A 21,627-nucleotide genomic window follows, 5' to 3' on the forward strand; every position below is an offset into this window, starting at 1 on the left:
CTGGCGATGTGTTGCCAAACGCCGGGCATGAAACGCGGCCTCACCATCCTGCGGGTCGGAAGCACGATGCTTCAGCGACAACTGAGCCCTCGGCAGCCGAACCTCTTAACTACCCTCATCGCTGAGTTCGTCCGATCCGATCTGCTGCTTGATTGATTGCGCATAGGCCAGCAGGTCGAGTGAAGCCTGTTCGTGTTCGGGGTTCATGCTGGCCAGGAAATCCGTCGGCCCTTCCGCCTTCACCAGCGCCTGCGCGAAGTGGGCGTTCCAGGTCACTTCCACATCCAGGGCCATGGCGTACGGCAGCAAGCTGGCTTGAAGTTCAGGGTGCAGTGACGGTTTGTAGCGCGCATCCATTTCCTGCTGTTCGGCCGTGCCGAGATACCAGCGGAAGCCGCGCAACGTGCGCAACAACGCCGTGTCGTTCGGTGATTGGCGAACCAGCCACCAGCTTCCGGCGACCTGGCCGGCCAGCAGCGCGACACCCATCAACCTGTCCAACCAATCGCCCCCACCCAACAGACCGGCGACGCAGATCAGGCCGACGAACAAGAATTGCGCGCGTGTGGCGCGCAGCACATTCAGCGAAACCGCTCCGCGGAGCATCGCCAGTCCAAGCGCGCACAAGAAGCTGACGACGACGATCTCAGCAATCGTCGCGAAACGACTGGCAATGCCAAAGAACAACAGAGTTGCCGCCGGTAGCGCGATGAACCATCCAGGGAACAGCAGCAAGGCGGGGTCCATGGGGCGCTCGCTGGCACAACGCGCCTCCAACACTCGCCGGAAAGCCATCTCGGCAAGGCCAATGCTATCGGTGCTGGCATCCGACAGCGGCGTGATGCAACCAAAGGTGAACAACGCGGCGCGCAAGGAACGTTCGTCGGCCGTCAGGCTCGGCATGGTGTCATCGCCCGCACGCGTTGCCGTCCAGCTGCCATCGGCTTGTTGACCGAGCGTGAGCCCGCCCTTGGCCGCGATGCCAAGCACCCCGGTGGCAAAGCATTGGCGATCCCAGCTGCCATGCCACAGCAGTCGCACGGCGCCGGCAGACCAACCCGCCGGCGGCTCGTACTCAACGATGACCGGCTTCCCGTCGCCAACGCCGCTGACGATGATTTTCGCCACGAAGTAATACAACGCCAGCAAGACCAGCCACAGCGGTCCGTTGAACATCCACGCCGGCGCTTTCGGTGGGTCGAAACCCCAGGGCTCGGACACCCGCGGGAACGTCACCACTGCATCCAGCACCTGACCCGGCGCGACGGCACCGGGCCAGTCGAGGGACACCCGGGTTCCACTGAGCTGAAACGTCCCGTCTTCCACCGGCACACCATCGAGCTCGAGGTGCGCGTGAATCTGGTCAGTCGGCGTTTCCGCCGGCAAACTTACTTGCAGGTGGGCGTGTTGCAGCGGCAGGCGGTCGCTGGCCAAAGTCAGCGGCCAGACGAGCCTGCCGTCGTCGCCGACAGCGACACCGTGCAGGATGCGGAAATAGATCTCGAATTTCCGCGGCATGATCTGCCGCTTGGGATGCACACGAATACTCAAGCCGTCACCCCACGGAACAACGTCGGCGTTCACCACTTCGTCGTTCTCGCTGGCGCCCACGGAAGGCACATCGACGGGATTGAGCTTCCGGCCGGGAAAGATCAACTCCCGATGGAACTCCGCTGCGACCGCCGCGTTGACCCACGTGGTCTCGTCGACATCAATCGCATGACCGTAGCCGACCTGAATCTCCGTATTGCGCGACACCAGCGCGGGCTGGGTGTCGGGCGGACTGGCGTCTTGCGCCATCGCACCGGTGGTAACCAGCAGCATGGCGAACAGGCAGAACAGGCGAGCGATCCGTCGCGGTTGACGATGCATTCCAGGCCTCACCCGTTGTCCCCTTCACTATCCAATTTGCCACTCGAAACAGCGGTTTTTCCACAGTGGAGAAGTGCTTCGACGTATTCGTGGAAAGCGTTCGTCACCGCCACCGGATGGTCGATCCACGGGAAATGACCTGCGCCCGGAATGACTCGCGTCATGACATTGCTAGTCGCGTATTCATCCGCATCCCAACTTTGTTGACTGACGATGCGATCACATTCGCCCCACAAACGCAGTAGCGGAATATCCACCGGCCACCAGGCGGCCTTGTAGGTGTGATCGAAATGCGCTTCCGACCATGCCACTGCATCGCCGTTGTATGGCAGCCGCGCGAGCAATGCTCTGCCTGCATTCAGCGATTGCGGCGGAAAGTTCCACTCCGCAGAGGCTACCGCAAGCCGCATCAGGTTCGTCGCAGAAGGCTCGAGCTGGTAAGCGGCAGCAGCCTGATCAAATGCCGGCAAGGGATGCTGTTGCGTCATCGCTGCAAACTGCGCATGCCACGAGCAGTCAGCCGCCGTATCGAGCAAAACCAGTCCACGGATCAGACCATGCAATTGCGGCGTCGCCAGCAGGTACATGCCGCCGGTTGAGTGCCCCACGAAAACGACATCGGTAACCGCCTGCGCTGCTTCAACCAGTACCTGCGGCCAATCCGCAAACGGATCACGACCATCCCGCGGCGGGTTGGACCCATCGCCGGGAAGATCAACCAGCCAAACCGAACCAGGTACATCCAGCACATCAGCAAGTTCGCGCAGGCTCTCCGAACCCAGACCCGGACCACCCGGCAAGAGCAGCCAGTTAAGTTTGCCCGCCGTCGAAGAATGAAGGCGCATCCGCACACCGGATGGCGTAGCGCGTGTTGTCAACGGACACTCCCTGTGAGTGACAAGCGGCCGATCCGAAAGTCAGCTCAGCGGCAGGCGTCGGCCATGGGAGCATCAATACGAACGGAGTCTAATTCAGAATCTACCGAGCCCTGTCCCTGACTCCTGCGGTTTCCACGACGCGACGGTTCATCGGCGAGCGCCCCGCCTATCCGTCAGCCGTCCCGCAGAGATCCAAGCGGTTGCAAGTGAAGCAGACTGCGCTTTTCGCGAGCTCTAATCCAGCGAGCTCTAATCCAGCGAGCTCTAATCCAGCGAACTCTAATCCAGCGAGCGCCAAACCTCGTCGGATACGACAGGCAATGCTTCCAGGGCTGGCTTGGCAAACAGGTAGCCCTGGAACAACTTGATGCCCATTCCTCGCAGCACGTGGTATTCCTCTACCGTTTCCACGCCCTCACCCAACACTTCACAGCCAAGTTCGCGGCAAGTCGCAACGATGCCACTGGTAATGGAGCGGCGCACCCTGTCCTGATCGATATTGCGAATCAACGCCATGTCCAACTTGACGACGTCGGGCTGAAATTCGGCAAGCAGGTTCAGACCGGCGTAGCCCGCTCCAAAGTCGTCGATCGCGGTGAGGAACCCGCGTCCCTGGTAATCCTTGATGATGCGCAAGACCCGAGGAATATCCGTGATGCGTTCGGACTCGGTGATTTCGAAGATCAGCATGCGCGCGTCAAAATTGCAGCGTTCCGCCGCAGCAAGCGTGAGTCGTATACAGGTAGCCGGCTCGTACACCGCGTTCGGCGAAAAGTTGATCGACAACCGCGTATCCAGGCCCAGACTGGCCGCGGTGCTGATTGCTTTGACACGGCAGGTCTGGTCAAAGCGATAAAATTGCTCTGGGCGCACGCGCGCTATGACTTCGCCTGCGCCTTCGCCATTGCTACCACGCACCAACGCCTCGTAGGCGTATATCGTGCGCGTGGTGGTGTCCACAATCGGCTGGAACGCCATCCGTACTTCGAAGTCCAACAAGTTATCCCCAGCGCACTTTCCGCAGGGATGCGGGTTGCTCACTTCGCCAAAAAATCGCTTCAGGAACATGGTTAAACCCAACCGTTCGACCAGACATTTTTGCATCAGAGTTCGCAAAAATGCAAAAAATTGACAACCGCTGTTTGCTGAAATGGGGGGACATAGCCATTTACCCACAAGCGCAGTGAGCCGGCCCACACGACGAGCAAAGCGTGAGGTTTTATCGGCACGGCACGCTCGCGTTGATCCTGATGCGCTGGCCAGACAACCACGCTTCAACCTGCCCGAGCTCAAGCTGCAGATGGACCAAAGCACGAAAACCCCGTGGCGTGCTTTCTCGACAACGAGAATCGACAGCGCCTGCCTGAGCCTGCTGCGCGAGGCGTTGCTCGGCATAGGCGACAGACCGCACGCTTACCCACGTTCATCAGCTGACGACGCCATCTAGCATTCGGGCCGTCGCTCATCTCATGCGGAAGCCCGAACGTGGCCATGTCGGACAGTTCAACGCTACTGACCACCGTAGCGGAACGTTATGGGAAGGGCGGCACAAAACAAGCCGGATCGACAGCACAAGCGAAAGCGACATCTTGAACTGGCATCGCCAATAACGAAATTGGCTCACTCCGCCCCCACCTGGCCGGCGACCCAGCAGCATTGCCGTGGTCGAAGTGCGCCGTCCATTGCGGGCCAGGTACCGCGTTGTCGGTAGCCGCTCGGAAAAATTCCCCAACAACCTCGGCAGCAACCCATGCAGGGTGGCTTGGGAATCGCTCAAACGCATGCAGATGAGCGCCGTCGTTTCAGGGTTCATCAAAAGTCAGGAATAAATGAACCTGCACCCGTCGTTTGCCCGTCCAGCATTGATGGATCACTTGGGCGAGCCTGCATCACGACGTCGCAAAACATCAGACTCCGATCCGTTTTGCCTCGAAGACACGGCAGCTGAATCCAAACGGCCCGCCTATGCGTATAGGCCCGGTCAAACCACAGCACGGACGTGATGCGATCCACTACAGAGGCGGCTTCGGGAGACTCCAAAGCACGCCTCTGCGTCGACAAACCGGCCCATCAGGTGGCCCGGAAATCCAGGGATGGACAACTCCACTTCCTATTGAGGACTTTCTTGTGGTCAAGCTCGCGATCCTGCATCAGACACTGCCGATCTACATGGAACAAGATCCGCCCGAAGAAACCAAACACATGGAAGTTGTGCTGAGTTCATCGGACCTGGAATCGTTTCAAAAAGATCTGCAGAACGTGCGGCCACGAGTCTTGGTGCTCGATCTGCCGCTGCTGGGCAGTGACCCGGAAACGGTGGTGAAGGCTCTTGAGGACGCCGCGAAACCCGAGCTGACCATGATTGTCTACGCGTTCGCCAAATGGGACCTCATCCAGGCACTGAGAGGCGAGGGTCGCCATGTGTTGCGGGCGCCGATCAGCGTGCGCGCCCTGCGCGCCAACCTGATCCATCTCATCGTACGCAGTCTGCTGGACAAGCCCGCACCCACGCCGCCACCGGCAGTCGCAGCGGGCACCCTGCCGACCGAGCCGGCACCGGCACGGCGTTTCGATGACGTGCAACTGGCACATCTGCAGGAAATCATTTCCACAGTCGATTGCGAATGCCCGAACCAGGTGGCTGATCTGGTACTGGCCTTGAACGCCTTCGAGAACTACTCGCACGACTGCAAGAATCGCAACGCCGATGACGCCAAAGTTCACGCGATGCTGGCTCGGGCAACCGGTCACGCACGCGCGCTGATGGAGGCAGCCATGATCGAGTTGTGTGCCTTCGAGAAAATCGACATTGAACACCTCGCGCATCGGGACATTCCGACACCGGTACTGCCCCGATAGGGAGGGCTCGATGGCGACGAAAGTCGCTGTCGGAACGGGGCGGCTTCCCGCACATCCGCTGGATCGCGAAGGCAACAGAGAAAGCGGGTGTCGGGGAGCGCAACCGGTCAAGTTCGGTCTTCTTCACCCATTCGAGCCGTGAGTCAGCGAGCTGGAGGCGTGCTCGAGACAACAACGAGTTCGTCTGGCATCGATCCTGACGCAGTCAAACGCCGCGGGAGATCACCATGACGGATCAGCCTGCTGTTGATGTACACCGCATTCCGCGATTCGTGGTTCAGCCTCAAGCCGCGCGAGCGAGAACGCACGCCGCCCCAACCTCAGGAATAAACGAACCTGCCACCTGCGCTTTCGCCTAGTGATCTACCTGACATCTCACCGTGACAACAAGGACTGGATAGATGAAAAACCAACACCACCTCGTGCGCACCGCGTTGATCACAGCTCTGGTTGCCAGCAGCGGATTCGCCCTCGCGCATACCGACTTAGCCTACGCCGCTGCGCCGATGGTCAAGACTTCCGCGCCCGGCTATTACCGCGTCATGCTGGGCGACTTCGAAGTCACCGCCCTGTCCGATGGCACCGTCGACCTGCCGATGGACAAGCTGCTGATGAACACCACGCCAGCGGCCGTAGACAAAGCGCTTGCCGCATCATTCGAAAGCTCGCCGCTGGAGACCTCGGTCAACGCGTACCTGATCAATACCGGCAGCAAGCTGGTGCTGATTGATGCCGGTGCCGGCACGCTGTTCGGCCCCACGCTAGGCAAGCTGCTGGACAACCTCAAGGCGTCCGGTTATCAGCCCGCTCAGGTCGACGAAATTCTGATCACCCACATGCATCCCGATCACGTCGGCGGCCTGATCCAGAACGGCAAGATGGCGTTTCCCAACGCCGTGGTGCGCGCAGACCAGCGCGATGCCGATTACTGGCTGAGCCCGGCCAATCTGAAAAAGGCCGCAAAAGCGGACCAAGGCTTTTTCGAGGGTGCCATGGCGTCGGTCAATCCGTATATCGCTGCGCACCAGTTCCAGCCGTTCCAGGCGGGTAGCGAACTGGTACCGGGTATTCGGTCCATTGCCACGCCGGGTCACACGCCTGGCCACACGTCCTACATGGTGCAGAGCGAAGGCCACAAGCTTCTGGTTTGGGGCGATCTGGTCCACGCACAGGCAGTGCAGTTTGCCGATCCGTCGGTCACTATCCATTTCGACAGTAGCCCGGTGAAGGCCGAAGCCGAGCGCAAGGCGGAATTCGCCGACGCCGCAAAGCAGGGTTATCTGGTAGCCGGCGCGCACATCGCGTTTCCAGGGCTGGGCCACGTGCGGGCCGACGGCAAGGCGTATGACTGGGTGCCTGCCAATTACACCAACGTTCGCTGATCCACAGCATTCTGATTCGCCACAAGGAAAGGGCCGCATTGCGGCCCTTTCTGTTGATCAAAAGACTGCACGATCAGATTCCTTTACCGACATGCGACGCACGACCGCTCGCCCGGCCACAAGGTTCGAGGGTGATACCGCCCAGGCATGCTCACGCCGATCCCGAGGCGATGGGCCGACAACCACGATTCGGTATGACGGCCCTCCCGCAGCGCCTTGCGCCGCGCGGAAATTCAACTAGGTGCAAGTGAACCTGACCCCGCCTTCACCGAGATTTCGACCCACCCGTCAATGGATTTGTCGCCTCCCTGTTTCCGACATACACTCTGAATCTTCGCCGGCGCGTGGCGGGCGAACAGGGGGAATATCGCATGACACTCCGTATCGGAGCCTTGCTGGCCGCCCAGGCGCGCCATGGCAGCGGGCTGATCGTCGCGTTTCTACTGCTTGCCGGCTGCCAGGGATTGCACCGCGCGCCAGCACCAAAAGCGATGGCGTTCGCGCCCGACTTCAAGCAGACCGTGTTTCTCGAAGACGTCGCTGAAACCACGGCGAACGCCAGCATCGGCGATCTCGATGGCGACGGCGACCCGGATATCATCCTGGCGAAAGGCCGTCACTGGCCGCTGCACGACCTGATCCTGCTCAACGACGGGCATGGCCACTTCACTGAGCGGCGTCAACTCAACGGCCCGGCGGATCGCAGTTACACGGCCGCCCTGGCCGACCTGGATGGTGACGGCGACCTGGACCTGGTGGTCGGAAACGACCGGCCAGACCCGAAGCGGATCTACTTCAATGACGGACACGGTGACTTCCAGCCTGCGGGCACCTTTGGCAATCCCAAATGGTCGACACGCAATATCAGCCTTGCCGACCTTAACGGGGACCATCGAGCGGACATCATCGTCGCCAACCGTGGTGGCCCCAACAACCTCAGCCAGAATCAGGTCTGCCTGAATGATGGGACTGGGCACTTTCCAGCGTGCGTCGCGTTGTCGGGCGAATCGGCATCGACGATTGCCGCAGGCGATTTTGATGGCGATGGAACCATCGACCTGGTCGTCCCGCATCGGGATCAGGGGCAGAGCTACATTTTTCTGAATGACGGAACCGGCCACTTCAAGTCCAGGCAGCCCATTGGACCACCCAATTCCGCGACCCGCGCAGTCGCCGTGGGGGATCTGGATGGCAACGGTTTGCCCGACCTGATCATGGGCGACGATGGCACGGGCGGCGTGCGCATTTACCTCAACCAGGGCGGCGGCAGGTTTTCCAATCCGATCTCAGCAGGCGACGAAAAAGACATCGTGTATTCGATCGCCACCGCCGACCTCAACGGCGACGGCAGGATCGACGTGGTACTCGGCAACCAGAGCACACCCGGCGTGGTGCTGCTGAATCGTGGCGACGGGCGCAGCTTCGACAGCGTTCGCTTCGGCGACGGCACGGGCGCCACCTATGGCCTCGCCATCGGCGACCTGACCGGCGATGGCTGCCCGGACATCGTGGCCGCGCGTTCCGAAGCGCGCAGCGCGCTTTACATCAATTCCTGCCGATCAAAAGGTCACTGAGGCGCGTACCGCTGGCTTAAACCCGGTGCTCAAAAGATGCGCAGTCAGGTTGGCCACCGGCTCGGCTTCACTTTCCCCGCGAGCCGCCAGTGAAGCTGTTCCAGCGACTGTAAGCGAACCTGACTCCGTTTTTGCTCGCTCCGCAGCTTCGGTCAACTCTGGAAAATCTTGAGTATCGTGGCCGCAGGCGAAGCAGCGCCAATCTTGCGATTCGCCTTGGCCGCTTCGATCACTTCGACCAACTCGTTGTACTTGTCCGCCTGCCGGTCATCCAGGTTGATCATGTTCATGCTCCAGCGGCCGAAGGTCCGGAACTTCGCTGGCTCGTTGTAGATCACCCGGGAATTCTTATGCCGCGGGTCTTTCTCGATCTTGCTGTACAGGCTATCAAGGGTTGCCAGCGGACCTTCCAGAATCTGCAGGAACCACCCGCCGTTGTAAAACAGGCTGCCGGTGACGTCGATCGGCTGATTATTGGTCTTCGCTACGTTCTGGATCGAGTCCAGATCCGCACGGGACATCTTTTTCACAGCTTCGCTGAGATAGACAAGTTGGTTGATGGACATATGCGCAGCCTGCAGTGGGAAGGATGGAGACGGCAAAGCGCCCTGCATGAAACCGGTGCTTCGTCGCGGTCGTGTACGCAAAGGGGTGAGAACCCAAGTGCTACGGCAAGCAAGCAAGGCAGCGGTCGTCATGGCTGCTTCGCACACTGTCGGTCAACCGGCTGGTTGGCCGCGAGAATGCCGGAGCCGCCAATGCACCCGTCCAGATAGAGCGCCAGGCGCCGCCCGGACCATCCGTTGCAGCCAATGCCGATTCCGCTGTTTGCCAACGTATGTCTATCGGCGCCGACGCGACCGACTTTAGTGGCGACAAGGCAGTAGAAGCTGAAGCAGCGAGCCTTCCCGAACGCATGCGAATTCACGCCTTGCAGGGGAGGCGAACGGGGGACAGGACGGGGGCAGCCGTTCTTCCGATGAGCGGAACCTGCTCAACGCTGTGCCCGCTCGAAACAGGCAAAGCAGTCGAAGCAGTCGAAGCAGTCGAAGCAGAAATCAGAGCGGATTTTCTACAGGCCTCGCACAATTCAAGTGCGCCGTGCGCCTCTGTATGGACCCCTTGGCCCGCTTTCCGCCGGCCATCTTGAATCGCCCCGTTCAACGGTTGCAAGGGAAGCTGACCCTGGTTTTGCTACGCTGACCCCGATGCCTTCCCGATGGGTTAATTCATGTGCTACTCCGCCCAGATCAAAGCCGACTACCACGACTTCCTCCGTGAATACGGCGCGGTGTTGAGCTTGAAGCGCTTCTCCGAGGTGTTCTGGGAAAAGCGGCAGGACGGCGGATGGTCGAAGATTCCCAAGGCAATGCGCGACGCGTTCCGTCGTCCTCGTGGGGAAAACGAATTTGAGCTTGCCAAACTCGTGGCCGAGGCGGACCGGGAACAGGCCGACAAGTACGAAGCCGAACTGTCGGCACAGACTGAGCGGCTGGTCAAAGCTGAGGCGGTATTGGCCAGTGCGAAGCCAACCAAGAAAGCCGCCGAAGATCAGCGCATCGCCGGCAACAAGATCAACGCCGCACAACGCAGCCTCGAGGAGTTGCAACGCAAGCAACTTGTCGACAAGGACTCGCGCATCTACCCGGGCCAATACGCTGCCGTGATGATCGAGCAGGCCGGACAACGCCTTGTGGTGCCGATGCGCTATCAATGCCGGCTGCCTGACTGGGATGAAGCTACCGAACGAAAATATCCGGGAACGTACAACGCCCGCCGCGACAACCTGGAGAAGTCCTGGGGGAAACTGTTCGGCTATCGCCACGGCATCCTGGTCGTCACGCGTTTCTACGAGAACGTTTCCCGCCACAAAATGGAAGGACGCGCGCTGACGCCGGATGAGCAGGAAGAGAACGTCGTCCTGGAATTCAATCCGCAACCCCCGCAGGAAATGCTGGTGGCCTGCCTGTGGAACATCTCCAAGAGAGCCGACCACGGCACCGACCTGCTCTCCTTTGCTGCCATCACCGACGAGCCACCACCCGAAGTTGCCGCCGCCGGACACGACCGCTGCATCATTCCGATCAAGCCGGAATACATCGATCGCTGGCTGAGTCCCGATTCAAAAAACCTGCAGGCGCTGTACGCCATTCTCGATGATCGCGCGCGGCCGTATTATCAGCATCGGCTGGCGGCCTGATGGATCAGCGACAAAGGCCGCGCCGGTCCTGGAATGAGTTCGCCAAGGAACGCAAGCCCCGAACGCAGCGTGATCCTGCGCTTTGGAGCCGAGCTGATATCAATAGTGGTGCGTGATACCGTTTTCTATCTCGTGATTTCACCGACATGCGAAAGTCTCCATCCGACTTTGGCAACAAGATGAGGAATGCCATGGACAGATTTCGGCGCGACGGCGTAGCCATTGTCATCGAGGCCCGAAAGGACCTGGCCGACACAGTGTGCGATTTTTTGTCCACGTACGGCTATCGGGCGATCGCTGCTCCGACCCATGCGGAGGCCGCGAAACGGGCGGTAGATCATCACGAGGTGGCCCTTCTCGCCGCGTCGGTCCCTGCTCCGGACGAGACCCGCGCGGGCGTCTACCTGGAAGATGCTGCACGGAAGAATCCCGGCATGGCCGTGGTCTTGATGCTCAGTGATCCACTGGAAGTAGCGGACGATGCCCCTCCGCAGTCCATTCGCATCGTCAAACCCTTCGATCGGGAGGCCTTGATCGTCGCCATCACCTCTTCCGAGGCGCTGGCTCGGAGCCTCCGCGACTGAAGGCCGACGCATCCGCAGACGAAGAAGATAGCGGGCGAAGGACTCGGGTTCATCTAAACCGTTCACTAAAACGAAACTGAGTTCCTGATGTGTGGGGAAAACTGCTCCTTACGCCTTTTCCGTTGATCACGCTTTGCTCATTCTCGAGCGCGTAACAGATAACGCACGCGGCGCCTGTGCAGCGCGAACCGGTCATTCACGGGGCAAACGATGAGACAGCTTGGAGTGCCAGACAGCCATGAAACGATTGATCGCTGCTGGTCTGATCGTCGCAGCCACTCTGGCAAGCGCCGCGATGGCCGTTGAAACGTCTGCTTTCAAGCAAGTGCTTCGCGACGGTGACTTCGAACTGCGTGACTATCCCGCACTCGTGGTTGCCGAGGTGACCGTGACGGGCGACCAGAAAGAAGCCGCCAGCAAGGGGTTCCGTCTGCTCGCCGGATATATCTTCGGTGGCAACAAGAAACGACAAAGCATTGCCATGACGGCACCCGTGGCACAGCGGCCGGTCAGCGAAAAGATCGCCATGACCGCACCGGTCGCCCAGACGCAAACCGCTGTCGACACATGGGTGATCCGCTTCACCATGCCAAGCACCTGGTCACTGCAGACGCTTCCAATACCCAACGACTCCAGCGTCAAACTGCGCGACACCGCACCTGCCCGTTTTGCTGTCTTGCAGTTTTCCGGTGTGGCCGCGCCCGACAGTGTGGTGACGAAATCCAGCGAACTCCTGGCATGGGTGAAGTCACATGAGCTGGACGCCATCGGCCCGGTAACACTTGCCCAATACAACCCGCCGTGGACGCTGTGGTTCATGCGACGAAATGAAGTGATGGTTGAGGTCAAACGCTAGGCAAAAGCCTGGGTCAGCCGCACTCGCCTGAAAAGAGAAAGGCCAGCTGCGGCAACGAAGTTCGACCGGCACATAGGGCTCGCCCACGTCAGCACAGGCATCACGGTCAACCTGTTGCGAAGCTGCTCTCGGATTCCGGTTCCATTCCGTCCGTGCCCTTTGGTGCGAAAAAGTGTCCCCGACACCTCTTTTCAGCGCATCCCCTTTTCTTCGGTGTATGACCTCAGCTTTTGGGTGTGCAGAATGTCGAGTTTCCTTACGTTGCCAACTGGCTTGAGTGGCTTTTATGTATTTAAATTATTGATGTGTATGACTTTTAATATTGGCGCGAGTTTTGCATGAGAATCGACACTGCGAATAATCGGCTTCGCACGGTTCCGTTACTGCCGAAAGAACGTTCCAGAGGGGAGAACGACCATGCGCAAGTTCTATCGTTTATCGATGATCGGCATCATCTGCTCGGCCGCAATGATGGCTGCCAGCGTCAGCTCAGCCACAACGGTTCTTACATTCGAAGGCGTCGGTGACCAATGCGCCGTCAATGACTTCTACAATGGCGGGACCGACAGCTGCGGGCATTCCGGGGTCAATCACGGTGTCAATTTCTCAAGCTCCAGCTTGGCGATCATTGACTCAGATGCTGGCGGTGGCGGAAATATCGCCAACGAGCCGAGTGCCAGCACGGTCTTGTTTTTCCTCTCGGGCGGTGCCGCGACGATGAATGTGGCGTCCGGCTTCAATACCGGTTTTTCGTTCTACTACTCGGCCAGCACTACGGACACCTTCGTCAGTGTCTGGAGCGGTCTGAACGGAACAGGCGACCTCTTGTCCACCCTTAACTTGAACGCCAACTACGCAGCCGACAATTGTTCGGGCGACCCTACCGGTATCTACTGCCATTGGGACCCGATCGGCGTGCTGTTCGACGGGATCGCCCATTCGGTCAACTTCGGTGGCACCGCCAACTACGTGGCATTCGACGACATCACCCTGGGTTCGGATAACCCAGGAGGCGGCGGGGTCAACGTTCCCGAGCCTGCTGCGCTGGGCATGTTCGGGCTGGGCGTGCTCCTGATTGGCCTGTTCGCGGGCCTGCGGCGCCGCTTCGTCTAAGACGACAACCCACTATCAAGCGACCTTCTGCAACCCTCGGCAACGGGGGTTGTTTTTTTTGGCGTCGTGTAAAACTGGAATGGTGTCAGGGACAATTCAACGAGCCTGCTCTGCAGGCGCTCAGGCCGCTTCGGCATCACCTCACAACCGTCCGGCGAACTGCAAGCGCTGTCGCAACGACTCCGCATTCAAATCAAACACGTTCGGCCAAACCAGCGCGCCGCGCTCAATGAAGTGTGGCGCAAAGAGCGCCTGAAGTGCTGCCGATCCTCGTTATCCAGAAAGCACGGCAGGCGATTGTTCACCCGCTGCACCACGTGCCGTGGAATACCGGCAAGTTCAAGACGTGGAAGTCGAGCCCTACCCGGCAGCGTCACAGACCGCGTGTGCCGCGACGATCAGCGCAAGCCGCGCATGGCTCTCCCCCCAACCACCCACACCTTTTCGGAATTTGTCCCTGACACCTTTTTTGGTTGGTTCGGAAGGCGGGTGCAAAACGACCCGATGGCGCGAGCGAGCGGGTCAAACAACACCCGGTTCGGCAGCCCGCCCATCGCCACGGACGCGCAGCAACGGCTTCCGCACAGGTCGAGGCGGTGGCACGTCATTTGCTGAGACAGGGTGTATCCATTGGCCACCTGTTCCGCGCGCTGATTGCGGACAGCCACGCCGATCCAACCAGCAATGTCCCGGCAGCTGTCCTCCGGCCGACGACACCACATCGCCTGCAGGGAGTCCTCTGATGCTGACCGATCTCCAACTCGCGCAGATCATGCGCAACGCCTCGCAGCGCCGGCGCGCACTGTTTCTTCAGCCACTGAACAATGCGATGGATACGCACGGCATCGGCACGCCTCTGCGCGTGGCCGCCTTTCTTGCGCAGCTGGCGCACGAGTCGGGTGAGCTGCAGTTCATGGAGGAACTCTGGGGGCCGACCGCTGCGCAGCAACGCTATGAGCCGCCCAGCGACCTCGCACGCCGGCTGGGCAATAGCCAGCCCGGCGATGGCCGGCTGGGCAATAGCCAGCCCGGCGATGGCCGGCGCTTCAAGGGGCGCGGGCCGATCCAGATCACCGGGCGCGCCAATTACAAGACCTTCGGCGACCTGATGGGGCTGGACCTGGTCGGCAACCCGGAGCTGGCCGCCACGCCCGATGTGGCGTTTGCCATTGCCGGACTGTTCTGGGAGCGCAAGGGCCTCAACGAACTGGCGGACGCGGGCAACTTCACCGAGATCACGCGGCGAATCAATGGTGGGCAAAACGGCGCGGCCGACCGTGAGCACTTCTACGCGGTGGCCAAACAGGTGCTGGGCGCGAGCGCGCCGGTGCAGCGTGCCGGCGGTGCCCGCGCCGCGGCAGGTGCCAAGGCGCGCGCCGGCGCGGCGGCCATCGAGGCGCTGGTACGAGGGCCCGAGATCATCGCCGCGGACACAGCGGCGCAGGCCACGAAGAGTGTGAAGCCGGTCAGGCCGTCCAAGCTGACCAAGCTGACCAGCGGCCAACCGAAGCCCACCGCCGAACCGGTACGCGTGCTCGATGCCCGGCCGGACACACTCGACTTTCGTGACCTGATGTACACGCCAACGCTGATCGAGGTGCCCACCCACGTGCCGCTGGGCGACTACATGGAGATCGGCGCGCCCATCCTCGATCAGGGCAGCGAGGGCGCGTGCACCGGCTTCGGTCTTGCCACGGTGGCCAACTACCTGCTGCTGCGCCGCCGCGTGGTGCCCGACAACGTGCCGGTGAGCCCGCGCATGTTCTACCAGCTCGCGCGTCGCTACGACGAGTGGCCCGGCGAGAACTACAGCGGCTCCAGCGCGCGCGGCGCCATGAAGGGCTGGCACAAGCACGGCGTGTGCTCCGAGTCGCTGTTCCCGTACAAACCCGCGAAGAAGAACGACCCGCTCGGCCTCACCGACGCGCGCACCTCCGACGCGCTGGGCCGTCCGCTGGGCGCCTACTTCCGGGTGAACCACAAGGACATCGTCGCCATGCATTCGGCACTGGCCGAGGTCGGTGTGCTGTACGTCACCTGCACCGTGCATGCGGGCTGGAACGACGTCGGTGCCAACGGTCTCATCACGCAGTCATCCACCATCACCGGCGGCCACGCCTTCGCCATTGTGGCGTTCGACGACCAGGGCTTCTGGCTGCAGAACTCGTGGGGCCGCTCCTGGGGCCGACAGGGCTTTGCGCGCATCAGCTACGACGACTGGCTGGAGAACGGCACCGATACCTGGGTAGCCAGACTCGGCGCGCCGGTCACGCTGCGCAAGCTCGAATCGATCGCGTCAGTACACGCGGCCACGTCCGCGCAATCCAACGCGTATTCGTTTGCCGACCTGCGCCCGCACATCGTCAGCGTGGGCAACAACGGCACGCTCAAGGCAGGCGGCGACTACGGCAGCACGCCGGCCGAGCTGGCGCAGATCTTCGAGCAGGACATGCCACGCGTCATGCAGGATTGGGACAAGCCGCGGGTCCTGCTCTACGCCCACGGCGGGCTGGTCAGCGAGCAGGCCGCCACACAGCGGCTCGCCGAGTACCGCCCGGCCCTGCTCGGCGGCAACATCTACCCGCTGGCCTTCATCTGGCGCACCGACTACTGGACCACCATCACCAACATCCTGAAGGACACGATCAGCCGTCGCCGGCCCGAGGGTGTGCTCGATGCCACCAAGGACTTCATGCTCGATCGGCTCGACGACGCGCTCGAACCGCTGGCGCGCGTGCTTACCGGCAAATCGGCGTGGGACGAAATGAAGCAGAACGCGCTGGCCGCCAGCGACCCCGGCGGTGCGGCGGTGCTGGTCGCCGATCAGTTGAAGGCACTGGCGAAAAAGATGCCCGGTCTGGAGATCCACATGGTCGGCCACAGTGCCGGCTCGATCCTGCTGGCGCCGCTAGTCAAGCTGCTCAACGACCGCGGCCTCAAGGTGGAAACCTGCACGCTGTGGGCACCGGCCTGCACGGTGGACCTGTTCCGCTCGACCTACCTGCCCGCCATGCAAAAAGGCACGCTCGCCAAGCTGGCCGTGTTCGCGCTGAGCGACAAGACCGAGCGCGACGACAACTGCGCGAAGATCTACAACAAGTCCCTGCTGTACCTCGTGTCGGCGGCCTTCGAGAAGACATCGCGCATTCCGCTCTTCCGCGAAGGTGAGCCCATCCTGGGCATGGAGCGCTGGATCGATGCCGATTTGCGCAAGACGTTCCAGTCACTCGGCGCCGAGTTGGTACTTGCGCCCAACAATGCATCTGACGATTCGCAAGACGCATCGAACGCGATGCATCACGGCGACTTTGACGATGACGAGAAAACGGTGACGTCGACCTTTCGGAGAATCGTTGCGGGAGCGAAGGCGCCTGCCGGTGCCGCGCGTGGTGCCCGTGTTGCAGGCTCCAAGGCGATGCCCGCGCAGGTGGCCACGGAGAGGGACGGTGCCACGCCGATGTTTCGTCGCTCCGAGTCGTCGTTGCGCGATCAGCGGGCGCAGATTGATCGGAAGACGATGGGCTAGGAACCAGGGTGTCAGAACAATGGAGCACAATGGTATCAGGAACAATTAAATAGCTCCGACTGACGCCTGAAAATTGTCCCTGACACCTTTTTCGTGCAAACGGTTGTAAATGAACCTAACCCCTTGGTTGTTCTCTGATACCGGCTATAGAATGAAAAGTTGAATCCACGGAACGGACAACCACATGGCAATGAGCCGAAAGCCAACTTTGTTCATCATCGCGCTGCTTGTCGCTACACCATGGTATTCACTGTCGGTAGCGGCGACGCCATCGCCTTCCTCAACGGCACCCATCAAGCCCCTGCTGCTAACAGAAGGCTTGCTTGACCGAATGATCGCCGTGGCCCGCGAAAGCAAGACTATCGACGCGCTTCAGCCGCGCGATGACGACGAGAACCATGACGACAGCGATGAAGTTCCGTCAATTGCATCCATGGGAGATCAGATGGATGCCAACCCCGTCGCCCGCGCGATGCTTGCGCGACATGGCTTCACCGGGCAGAGCTATCTGCTCGCGATGACAACGTTGGCGCGTGCCGGTGCACAGGCACGGATGGCCGGAACCCAATGGGCTTCGAAAATGCCGGATGCGGCAATGGTCGATCCACGCAACGTCGCCTTCTACAAAACGAACACCGCAAAAATTCATGTCTTGACCGCGCTCAACAATCCTGACTATTCACCGGAGGAAGACGCACAGATGACACGCGAATTGCGCAGCATCGACCCTGCAGATTTCGGCGACTGCGTACTGCTGGTTCCAACCATCTTGTCGCTCACGCCGCACGTGGTCCCGGGTAGTAGCGCGGTAGATCCTTCATCCCGCATCGAACTGGCTCGCTCCACCAGCCCGCTGGCGACACACTTTCATTCAGAGCGCCTGAAAAAGGATTTCACCGTCATTGCGGCTGAAGTCAGGCGCCATGCCCATGAGCCAAAGCTGGAGTCAGCCGGCTTCGAAACCTCGCTTGGCGACGCGAGGGACTGGGCCTCCAGCCACTGCAAAGGGAATGGAAAATAGCCGCCAGAAAAGGTTTCACACAGAAAGGGTGTCAGGGACAATTTGAGCTTATTGGTGGACGACCGCTCGGCCGCACGGTAGCGAACCGTCCGCTCCTCGCTTCGACCCATGACCGAAACCGATCCGTCCCCGGCACCTTCTGCTGCTGCAGGTGGATACGGATTTCTTCGACAAATGCGTTGGGCAAGGCCGCAGCGAACAAAGCCTGGTAGACCGAGGCAAGACTTGCCGGATCGTAGCCGAGCTCAATGTACGCGAGATGCACAGTGAGCAGCGGGTCGGCACTTCCGCCCGCATGGGCACGCCAGCTCGACCACGCATACTCGTACGGCTGCGCCACCATCCAGGCGCGAACCGGATTGAGTTCGATATAACCACTACAGGTCAGCAAGTACCGCCCCGAATCCACAAGACAAGCCTTGTAGCGCCCTTCCCACAGCGTTCCCGCACGTCCGTGTCGACCCTGGAACGAGCCAACGTAATTGCGCGCGAACGCGGGCATGAGCCGCGACACCCAACCCGCTTCGCCGAGCGTCAGCAGCAGGTGTACGTGATGACTCATCAACACATACGCATGCAGCCTGAAGCCGAAGCGCAACCATGCTTGCCAAGGCATTGCAGGGAACGCTGGCGATCCGCGTCGTCCAGAAAACAGGGCAGACAATTATTTCCCCGCCGCACCACGTGCTGCGGAATACCGGCGAGATCGAAGCGTGGAAGTCGGGCCCTGTCCGACACGATCGCGCAGCGCCCTATTCCTGACTATCAGCGAGAACCGAACGTTCCCGCCCGCCTCAAAGCCACCCGGCTGTCAGCAATTGTCCCTGACACCTTTTGCTCACCTACTTTTGCTGTGTCTTGCCTCAATCCCAAAATGCCTCACATTCCACTCCGCCCCATATGCCCCATAGATAGCTTCCGACCCGCACCAAGCCTTCTCGCTCCTGTCTGGCGGAGGAGTCCCAAACTCGGATGCGCATGAATACCTGGGATCGACTGGTAGTCCAAAAGAACTTCCACGGAGGGAACCATGCTCGACGACAATTGATTACTTTCAATCCCTGGGTTTGCGCCCACTGATTAACCACGTAAAGCGCGCGCCGGTTGTACCAAGACATGTAAAAAGGCGAACCCATAAGCACCAAAATCAAGAACGCCAAAAAAACATTGGATGATGTCATAGGCGATGCGCTCGGAAGGACACAACAGGTTGGGATAAAGGGGATGGGCGCAGAGGGGTCGGAGGAAACCCGGCGACAAAGCTCACCGTCTCCGGCTCGCAACTGCTTCACCCGGCACTGACTCGAACAGAACTACGGAGATGGCACGCTGTATCCATGCCGCGCTGCCCTCTCCCCGAAGTGACAGACCCCGTGCCGTATTATCCAACATGAGTGAATCGCTGTGCTGTCTTCGTGGCCGTGGTGACCGACGACGCGGGTATGCGTTGCTCCGCCTTGCCGCAAAATCCTGCGGGATCGCCATCCACGCCTCTGTCTTCTACTGACTTCCCCGGCATTGCCGTCTAGCAGATCGTTGATGCGCGTCACCCGGTCGTCGGGTAAACGGTGCTCAGGCTTCCGGGCAAAAATGGTCCGAAACGGGGACGAAGGAAGTTAAACGACTTGCAGCGGCGGTTGACGCCCACCCATCCCACATCGTCCCGCCGATGCGCTTGGCAAATCAGCATGTCGAAACTGAGGCGTTCTCGTCCAGGGTCAGTTACATGCCTCGCCAAGCTCGCCTGGAAATCCCCGGAGTTCCACTCCACATCACTCAGCGCGGAGTGAATCGTTGCGCAATCTTCCTGCACGATGACGACCGCCGGCATTACCTCCGCCTACTGGGCGAGAGCGCCGCGAGCCACGACATGCAGATTCACGCCTATGTGTTGATGGGCAACCACGTGCACCTGCTTGTCAGTTGCGGTGCCGCGAGGAAGGTATCGCTGGCCATGCGCCAACTCGGCCAGGCCTACGTCACCGGGTTCAACCGACGGCATCGACGCAGGCGAACGCCTTGGGAAGTTCGTTTCAAGTCCTGTCTGGTCGATTCGGACCGCTATCTGCTCACCGCGTATCGTTACATCGAGCTCAACCCGGTTCGCGCCGCAATGACCGAAAAGCCACAAGATCACCACTGGTCCAACGTGCACGCCAATCTGGCACTCTGCGAGGATTCACTGGTGACACCGCATGCCTGCTTCCTTGCGCTGAGAGATACCAGGCAATCGCACGCAGAGACGTATCTGGCGTGGCTGGAGCAAGGCGTCAGCGACGACGAGCTGATGGCCATTCGCAAGCACCTGCAACAGGAACGCGCCTTTGGCACCAAACGCTTTCAGGCGATTGCTGAAAAGGCGCTGGGACGGCCGGTGAGCGTGCGGCGGCCCGGGCGACCGAGCCGTGACGAAAACGACGGAGGTGGCACTTAACTTCCTCCGTCCCGGTTTCAGAACCCAGATCCGCGCCGGTGTCGGCGTGAGGAAGCGCTGACACGCATCTGAGGGGGAACAGAGAAAACAAAAGGGGACGCACTGTTTTAATCGCATCCGTTCATTTTGCACGCTCTGTGCGCTCCCTTCTTGACTAGTTTCCGTTTATTCCCACCCCCTTTATTCCGGATCCGCTTGGCTTCGGAAATGGAGTTGCCATACCCGGCCCGCAATCGGCCGGCAAAGGGTAATAGTCTCTCAATTGGCTGACAATCCGATACGCGAGCGATGCTTCGCTGTCGCTCATGTCGCCGTTGGCGGCCAGTGCCAATAGTGCATTTCCGGCTCGATCGTCGCCTCGGAAGTAAGCAAGCGCTAGGCCGCCTGCCAAAACCTCACCATGGGCCTTCGGGTCATCAACCCAAGTTGCATAACTCGCTTCCAGATAGCCCAAGTATGGGCTGTCGCTCAAGCGCACAATTTTGTACATCCGATCCACCTCTGCGCCCAGATTGCCATGCGCAGCGATTAAATCCGAAGCGATTCCAACCTGCTTTTTTACGTCTGGAAACGGCGTGTTTTTTTCACCAATGATTCGTTCGTAATAGAGAAACTTGGCTTTCATGCTCCCAAACTCTGCGGCATCCCGTAATTGCTTATCGCTCATGCCAGCAGCCGCAATGACATCTTCGGGCATCGGAAAACCGTTGGCCGCCATCCAGGATATCTGATTTGCGGAAATGACGTTCCAGACATAAGGGTGCGCGAGATTGAATTTGGTCAAAATTGGCATGTCTTCGTGAGGATACGAATTCAGCCATTTCATGCTATCGCTTGCCGTTCTGGTTGCAGTAATGCCCTCGAACTGCCATCGCGCGGGAATGATGGCAAAGGCGCCAGCCTGGACATGGGTCGCGTTAATCGAGGTTCGTTCAGACTCGGCTGGCGCGGGCTTCTCTTCGCCTAGTGTTTTGTTCGTTGTGCTTGTTGCAATGGATTGTGGCAACAATACGGTTTGCGGCAATGTGTGCCATGTGCTCAGGTAAACCAATTCGCAGGCAACGACTAGCAGAGACATTAGCCAGAATGCGCCTTGGCGTATGTGCGATATTTTCATAAGTTTTCCATCCCTTGATTTGCAAGCTGATCCCGTAGCAACTACATCACATAGCCAGTATGCCCGGAAAAGCGAGCAAAGGAAGCGAGCAAAGGGGACGAAGGCGATTAACCCACGCACCGAATCACCACCAGCCTACTCACAGTTCTTCATGCACCGACTGAGCAAAACGTGGTCAGGTTCACTTAGGATGCTCTGATCAATTAAGTTC

17 protein-coding genes are annotated in these 21,627 nt (G+C 60.1%); 11 read left to right on the forward strand and 6 right to left on the reverse strand.

Translation table 11 applies throughout. From position 1 onward, the window contains the following. Positions 1-105: 105 nt before the first annotated feature. From PY254_RS13655 to PY254_RS13665, 3 genes are all read right to left on the reverse strand, one after another. Entirely contained in the window at positions 106-1,872 is a 1,767-nt protein-coding gene (locus PY254_RS13655; RefSeq protein WP_281012593.1) for a DUF2207 family protein, read from the reverse strand. A gap of 8 nt (positions 1,873-1,880) precedes the next feature. Continuing rightward, positions 1,881-2,717, reverse strand: coding sequence for an alpha/beta fold hydrolase (locus PY254_RS13660; RefSeq protein ID WP_281012594.1), 837 nt, complete (start codon positions 2,715-2,717; stop codon positions 1,881-1,883). A 312-nt stretch (positions 2,718-3,029) separates the two neighbouring features. Then, complete coding sequence (locus PY254_RS13665; protein WP_281015224.1) at positions 3,030-3,728, reverse strand: EAL domain-containing protein; 699 nt, start codon at positions 3,726-3,728, stop codon at positions 3,030-3,032. A gap of 1,149 nt (positions 3,729-4,877) precedes the next feature. On the opposite strand from PY254_RS13665, the gene PY254_RS13670 reads away from it, so the two are divergent. The 3 genes from PY254_RS13670 (at position 4,878) to PY254_RS13680 (ending at position 8,565) form a co-directional block, all read left to right on the forward strand. Continuing rightward, positions 4,878-5,609, forward strand: a complete 732-nt coding sequence (locus tag PY254_RS13670; protein WP_281012595.1) for a hypothetical protein — start codon at positions 4,878-4,880, stop codon at positions 5,607-5,609. 401 nt (positions 5,610-6,010) lie between these two features. Then, positions 6,011-6,991 carry an MBL fold metallo-hydrolase gene (locus tag PY254_RS13675; protein ID WP_281012596.1) on the forward strand — a complete coding sequence of 327 codons (981 nt, stop codon included), beginning with the start codon at positions 6,011-6,013 and terminating at the stop codon, positions 6,989-6,991. Positions 6,992-7,335: 344 nt separating this feature from the next. Next, a complete protein-coding gene (locus PY254_RS13680) occupies positions 7,336-8,565 on the forward strand; it encodes an FG-GAP repeat domain-containing protein (RefSeq protein ID WP_281012597.1) in 1,230 nt (409 codons plus the stop codon). Between the two features lie 152 nt (positions 8,566-8,717). On the opposite strand, the gene PY254_RS13685 is transcribed toward PY254_RS13680, so the two are convergent. Then, on the reverse strand, positions 8,718-9,131 hold the full coding sequence (locus PY254_RS13685) for a BLUF domain-containing protein (protein WP_281012598.1): 414 nt from the start codon (positions 9,129-9,131) through the stop codon (positions 8,718-8,720). A 665-nt stretch (positions 9,132-9,796) separates the two neighbouring features. Between PY254_RS13685 and PY254_RS13690 the strand changes: the two genes are divergently transcribed. The 6 genes from PY254_RS13690 (at position 9,797) to PY254_RS13715 (ending at position 17,865) form a co-directional block, all read left to right on the forward strand. Beyond that, complete coding sequence (locus tag PY254_RS13690) at positions 9,797-10,765, forward strand: SOS response-associated peptidase family protein (RefSeq protein ID WP_281012599.1); 969 nt, start codon at positions 9,797-9,799, stop codon at positions 10,763-10,765. A gap of 191 nt (positions 10,766-10,956) precedes the next feature. After that, positions 10,957-11,349 (forward strand): DNA-binding transcriptional response regulator, encoded by a 393-nt coding sequence (locus PY254_RS13695; protein ID WP_281012600.1) that lies wholly within the window; start codon positions 10,957-10,959, stop codon positions 11,347-11,349. Between the two features lie 238 nt (positions 11,350-11,587). Further along, a complete protein-coding gene (locus PY254_RS13700; protein ID WP_281012601.1) occupies positions 11,588-12,205 on the forward strand; it encodes an SOUL family heme-binding protein in 618 nt (205 codons plus the stop codon). A gap of 417 nt (positions 12,206-12,622) precedes the next feature. Continuing rightward, the gene (locus PY254_RS13705; RefSeq protein WP_281012602.1) at positions 12,623-13,318 is read left to right on the forward strand and encodes a PEP-CTERM sorting domain-containing protein; all 696 of its coding nucleotides are present in this window, start codon (positions 12,623-12,625) and stop codon (positions 13,316-13,318) included. A gap of 742 nt (positions 13,319-14,060) precedes the next feature. Then, complete coding sequence (locus PY254_RS13710) at positions 14,061-16,844, forward strand: glycoside hydrolase family 19 protein (protein WP_281012603.1); 2,784 nt, start codon at positions 14,061-14,063, stop codon at positions 16,842-16,844. 184 nt (positions 16,845-17,028) lie between these two features. Beyond that, positions 17,029-17,865 carry a hypothetical protein gene (locus PY254_RS13715; RefSeq protein ID WP_281012604.1) on the forward strand — a complete coding sequence of 279 codons (837 nt, stop codon included), beginning with the start codon at positions 17,029-17,031 and terminating at the stop codon, positions 17,863-17,865. A 31-nt stretch (positions 17,866-17,896) separates the two neighbouring features. Here PY254_RS13715 and PY254_RS13720 read toward each other — a convergent pair whose 3' ends face one another. Then, positions 17,897-18,427, reverse strand: coding sequence for a transposase (locus PY254_RS13720; RefSeq protein ID WP_345781814.1), 531 nt, complete (start codon positions 18,425-18,427; stop codon positions 17,897-17,899). A gap of 38 nt (positions 18,428-18,465) precedes the next feature. On the opposite strand from PY254_RS13720, the gene PY254_RS18110 reads away from it, so the two are divergent. Beyond that, a complete protein-coding gene (locus PY254_RS18110; protein WP_345781815.1) occupies positions 18,466-18,627 on the forward strand; it encodes a hypothetical protein in 162 nt (53 codons plus the stop codon). A 964-nt stretch (positions 18,628-19,591) separates the two neighbouring features. Beyond that, complete coding sequence (locus PY254_RS13725; RefSeq protein ID WP_281012605.1) at positions 19,592-20,299, forward strand: transposase; 708 nt, start codon at positions 19,592-19,594, stop codon at positions 20,297-20,299. Between the two features lie 154 nt (positions 20,300-20,453). Here the strand turns inward: PY254_RS13725 and PY254_RS13730 are convergent, their stop codons facing one another. Then, the gene (locus PY254_RS13730; RefSeq protein WP_281012606.1) at positions 20,454-21,416 is read right to left on the reverse strand and encodes a hypothetical protein; all 963 of its coding nucleotides are present in this window, start codon (positions 21,414-21,416) and stop codon (positions 20,454-20,456) included. Between the last annotated feature and the right edge of the window lie 211 nt (positions 21,417-21,627).

Source organism: Rhodanobacter sp. AS-Z3, assembly GCF_029224025.1.
Lineage (GTDB): Bacteria > Pseudomonadota > Gammaproteobacteria > Xanthomonadales > Rhodanobacteraceae > Rhodanobacter.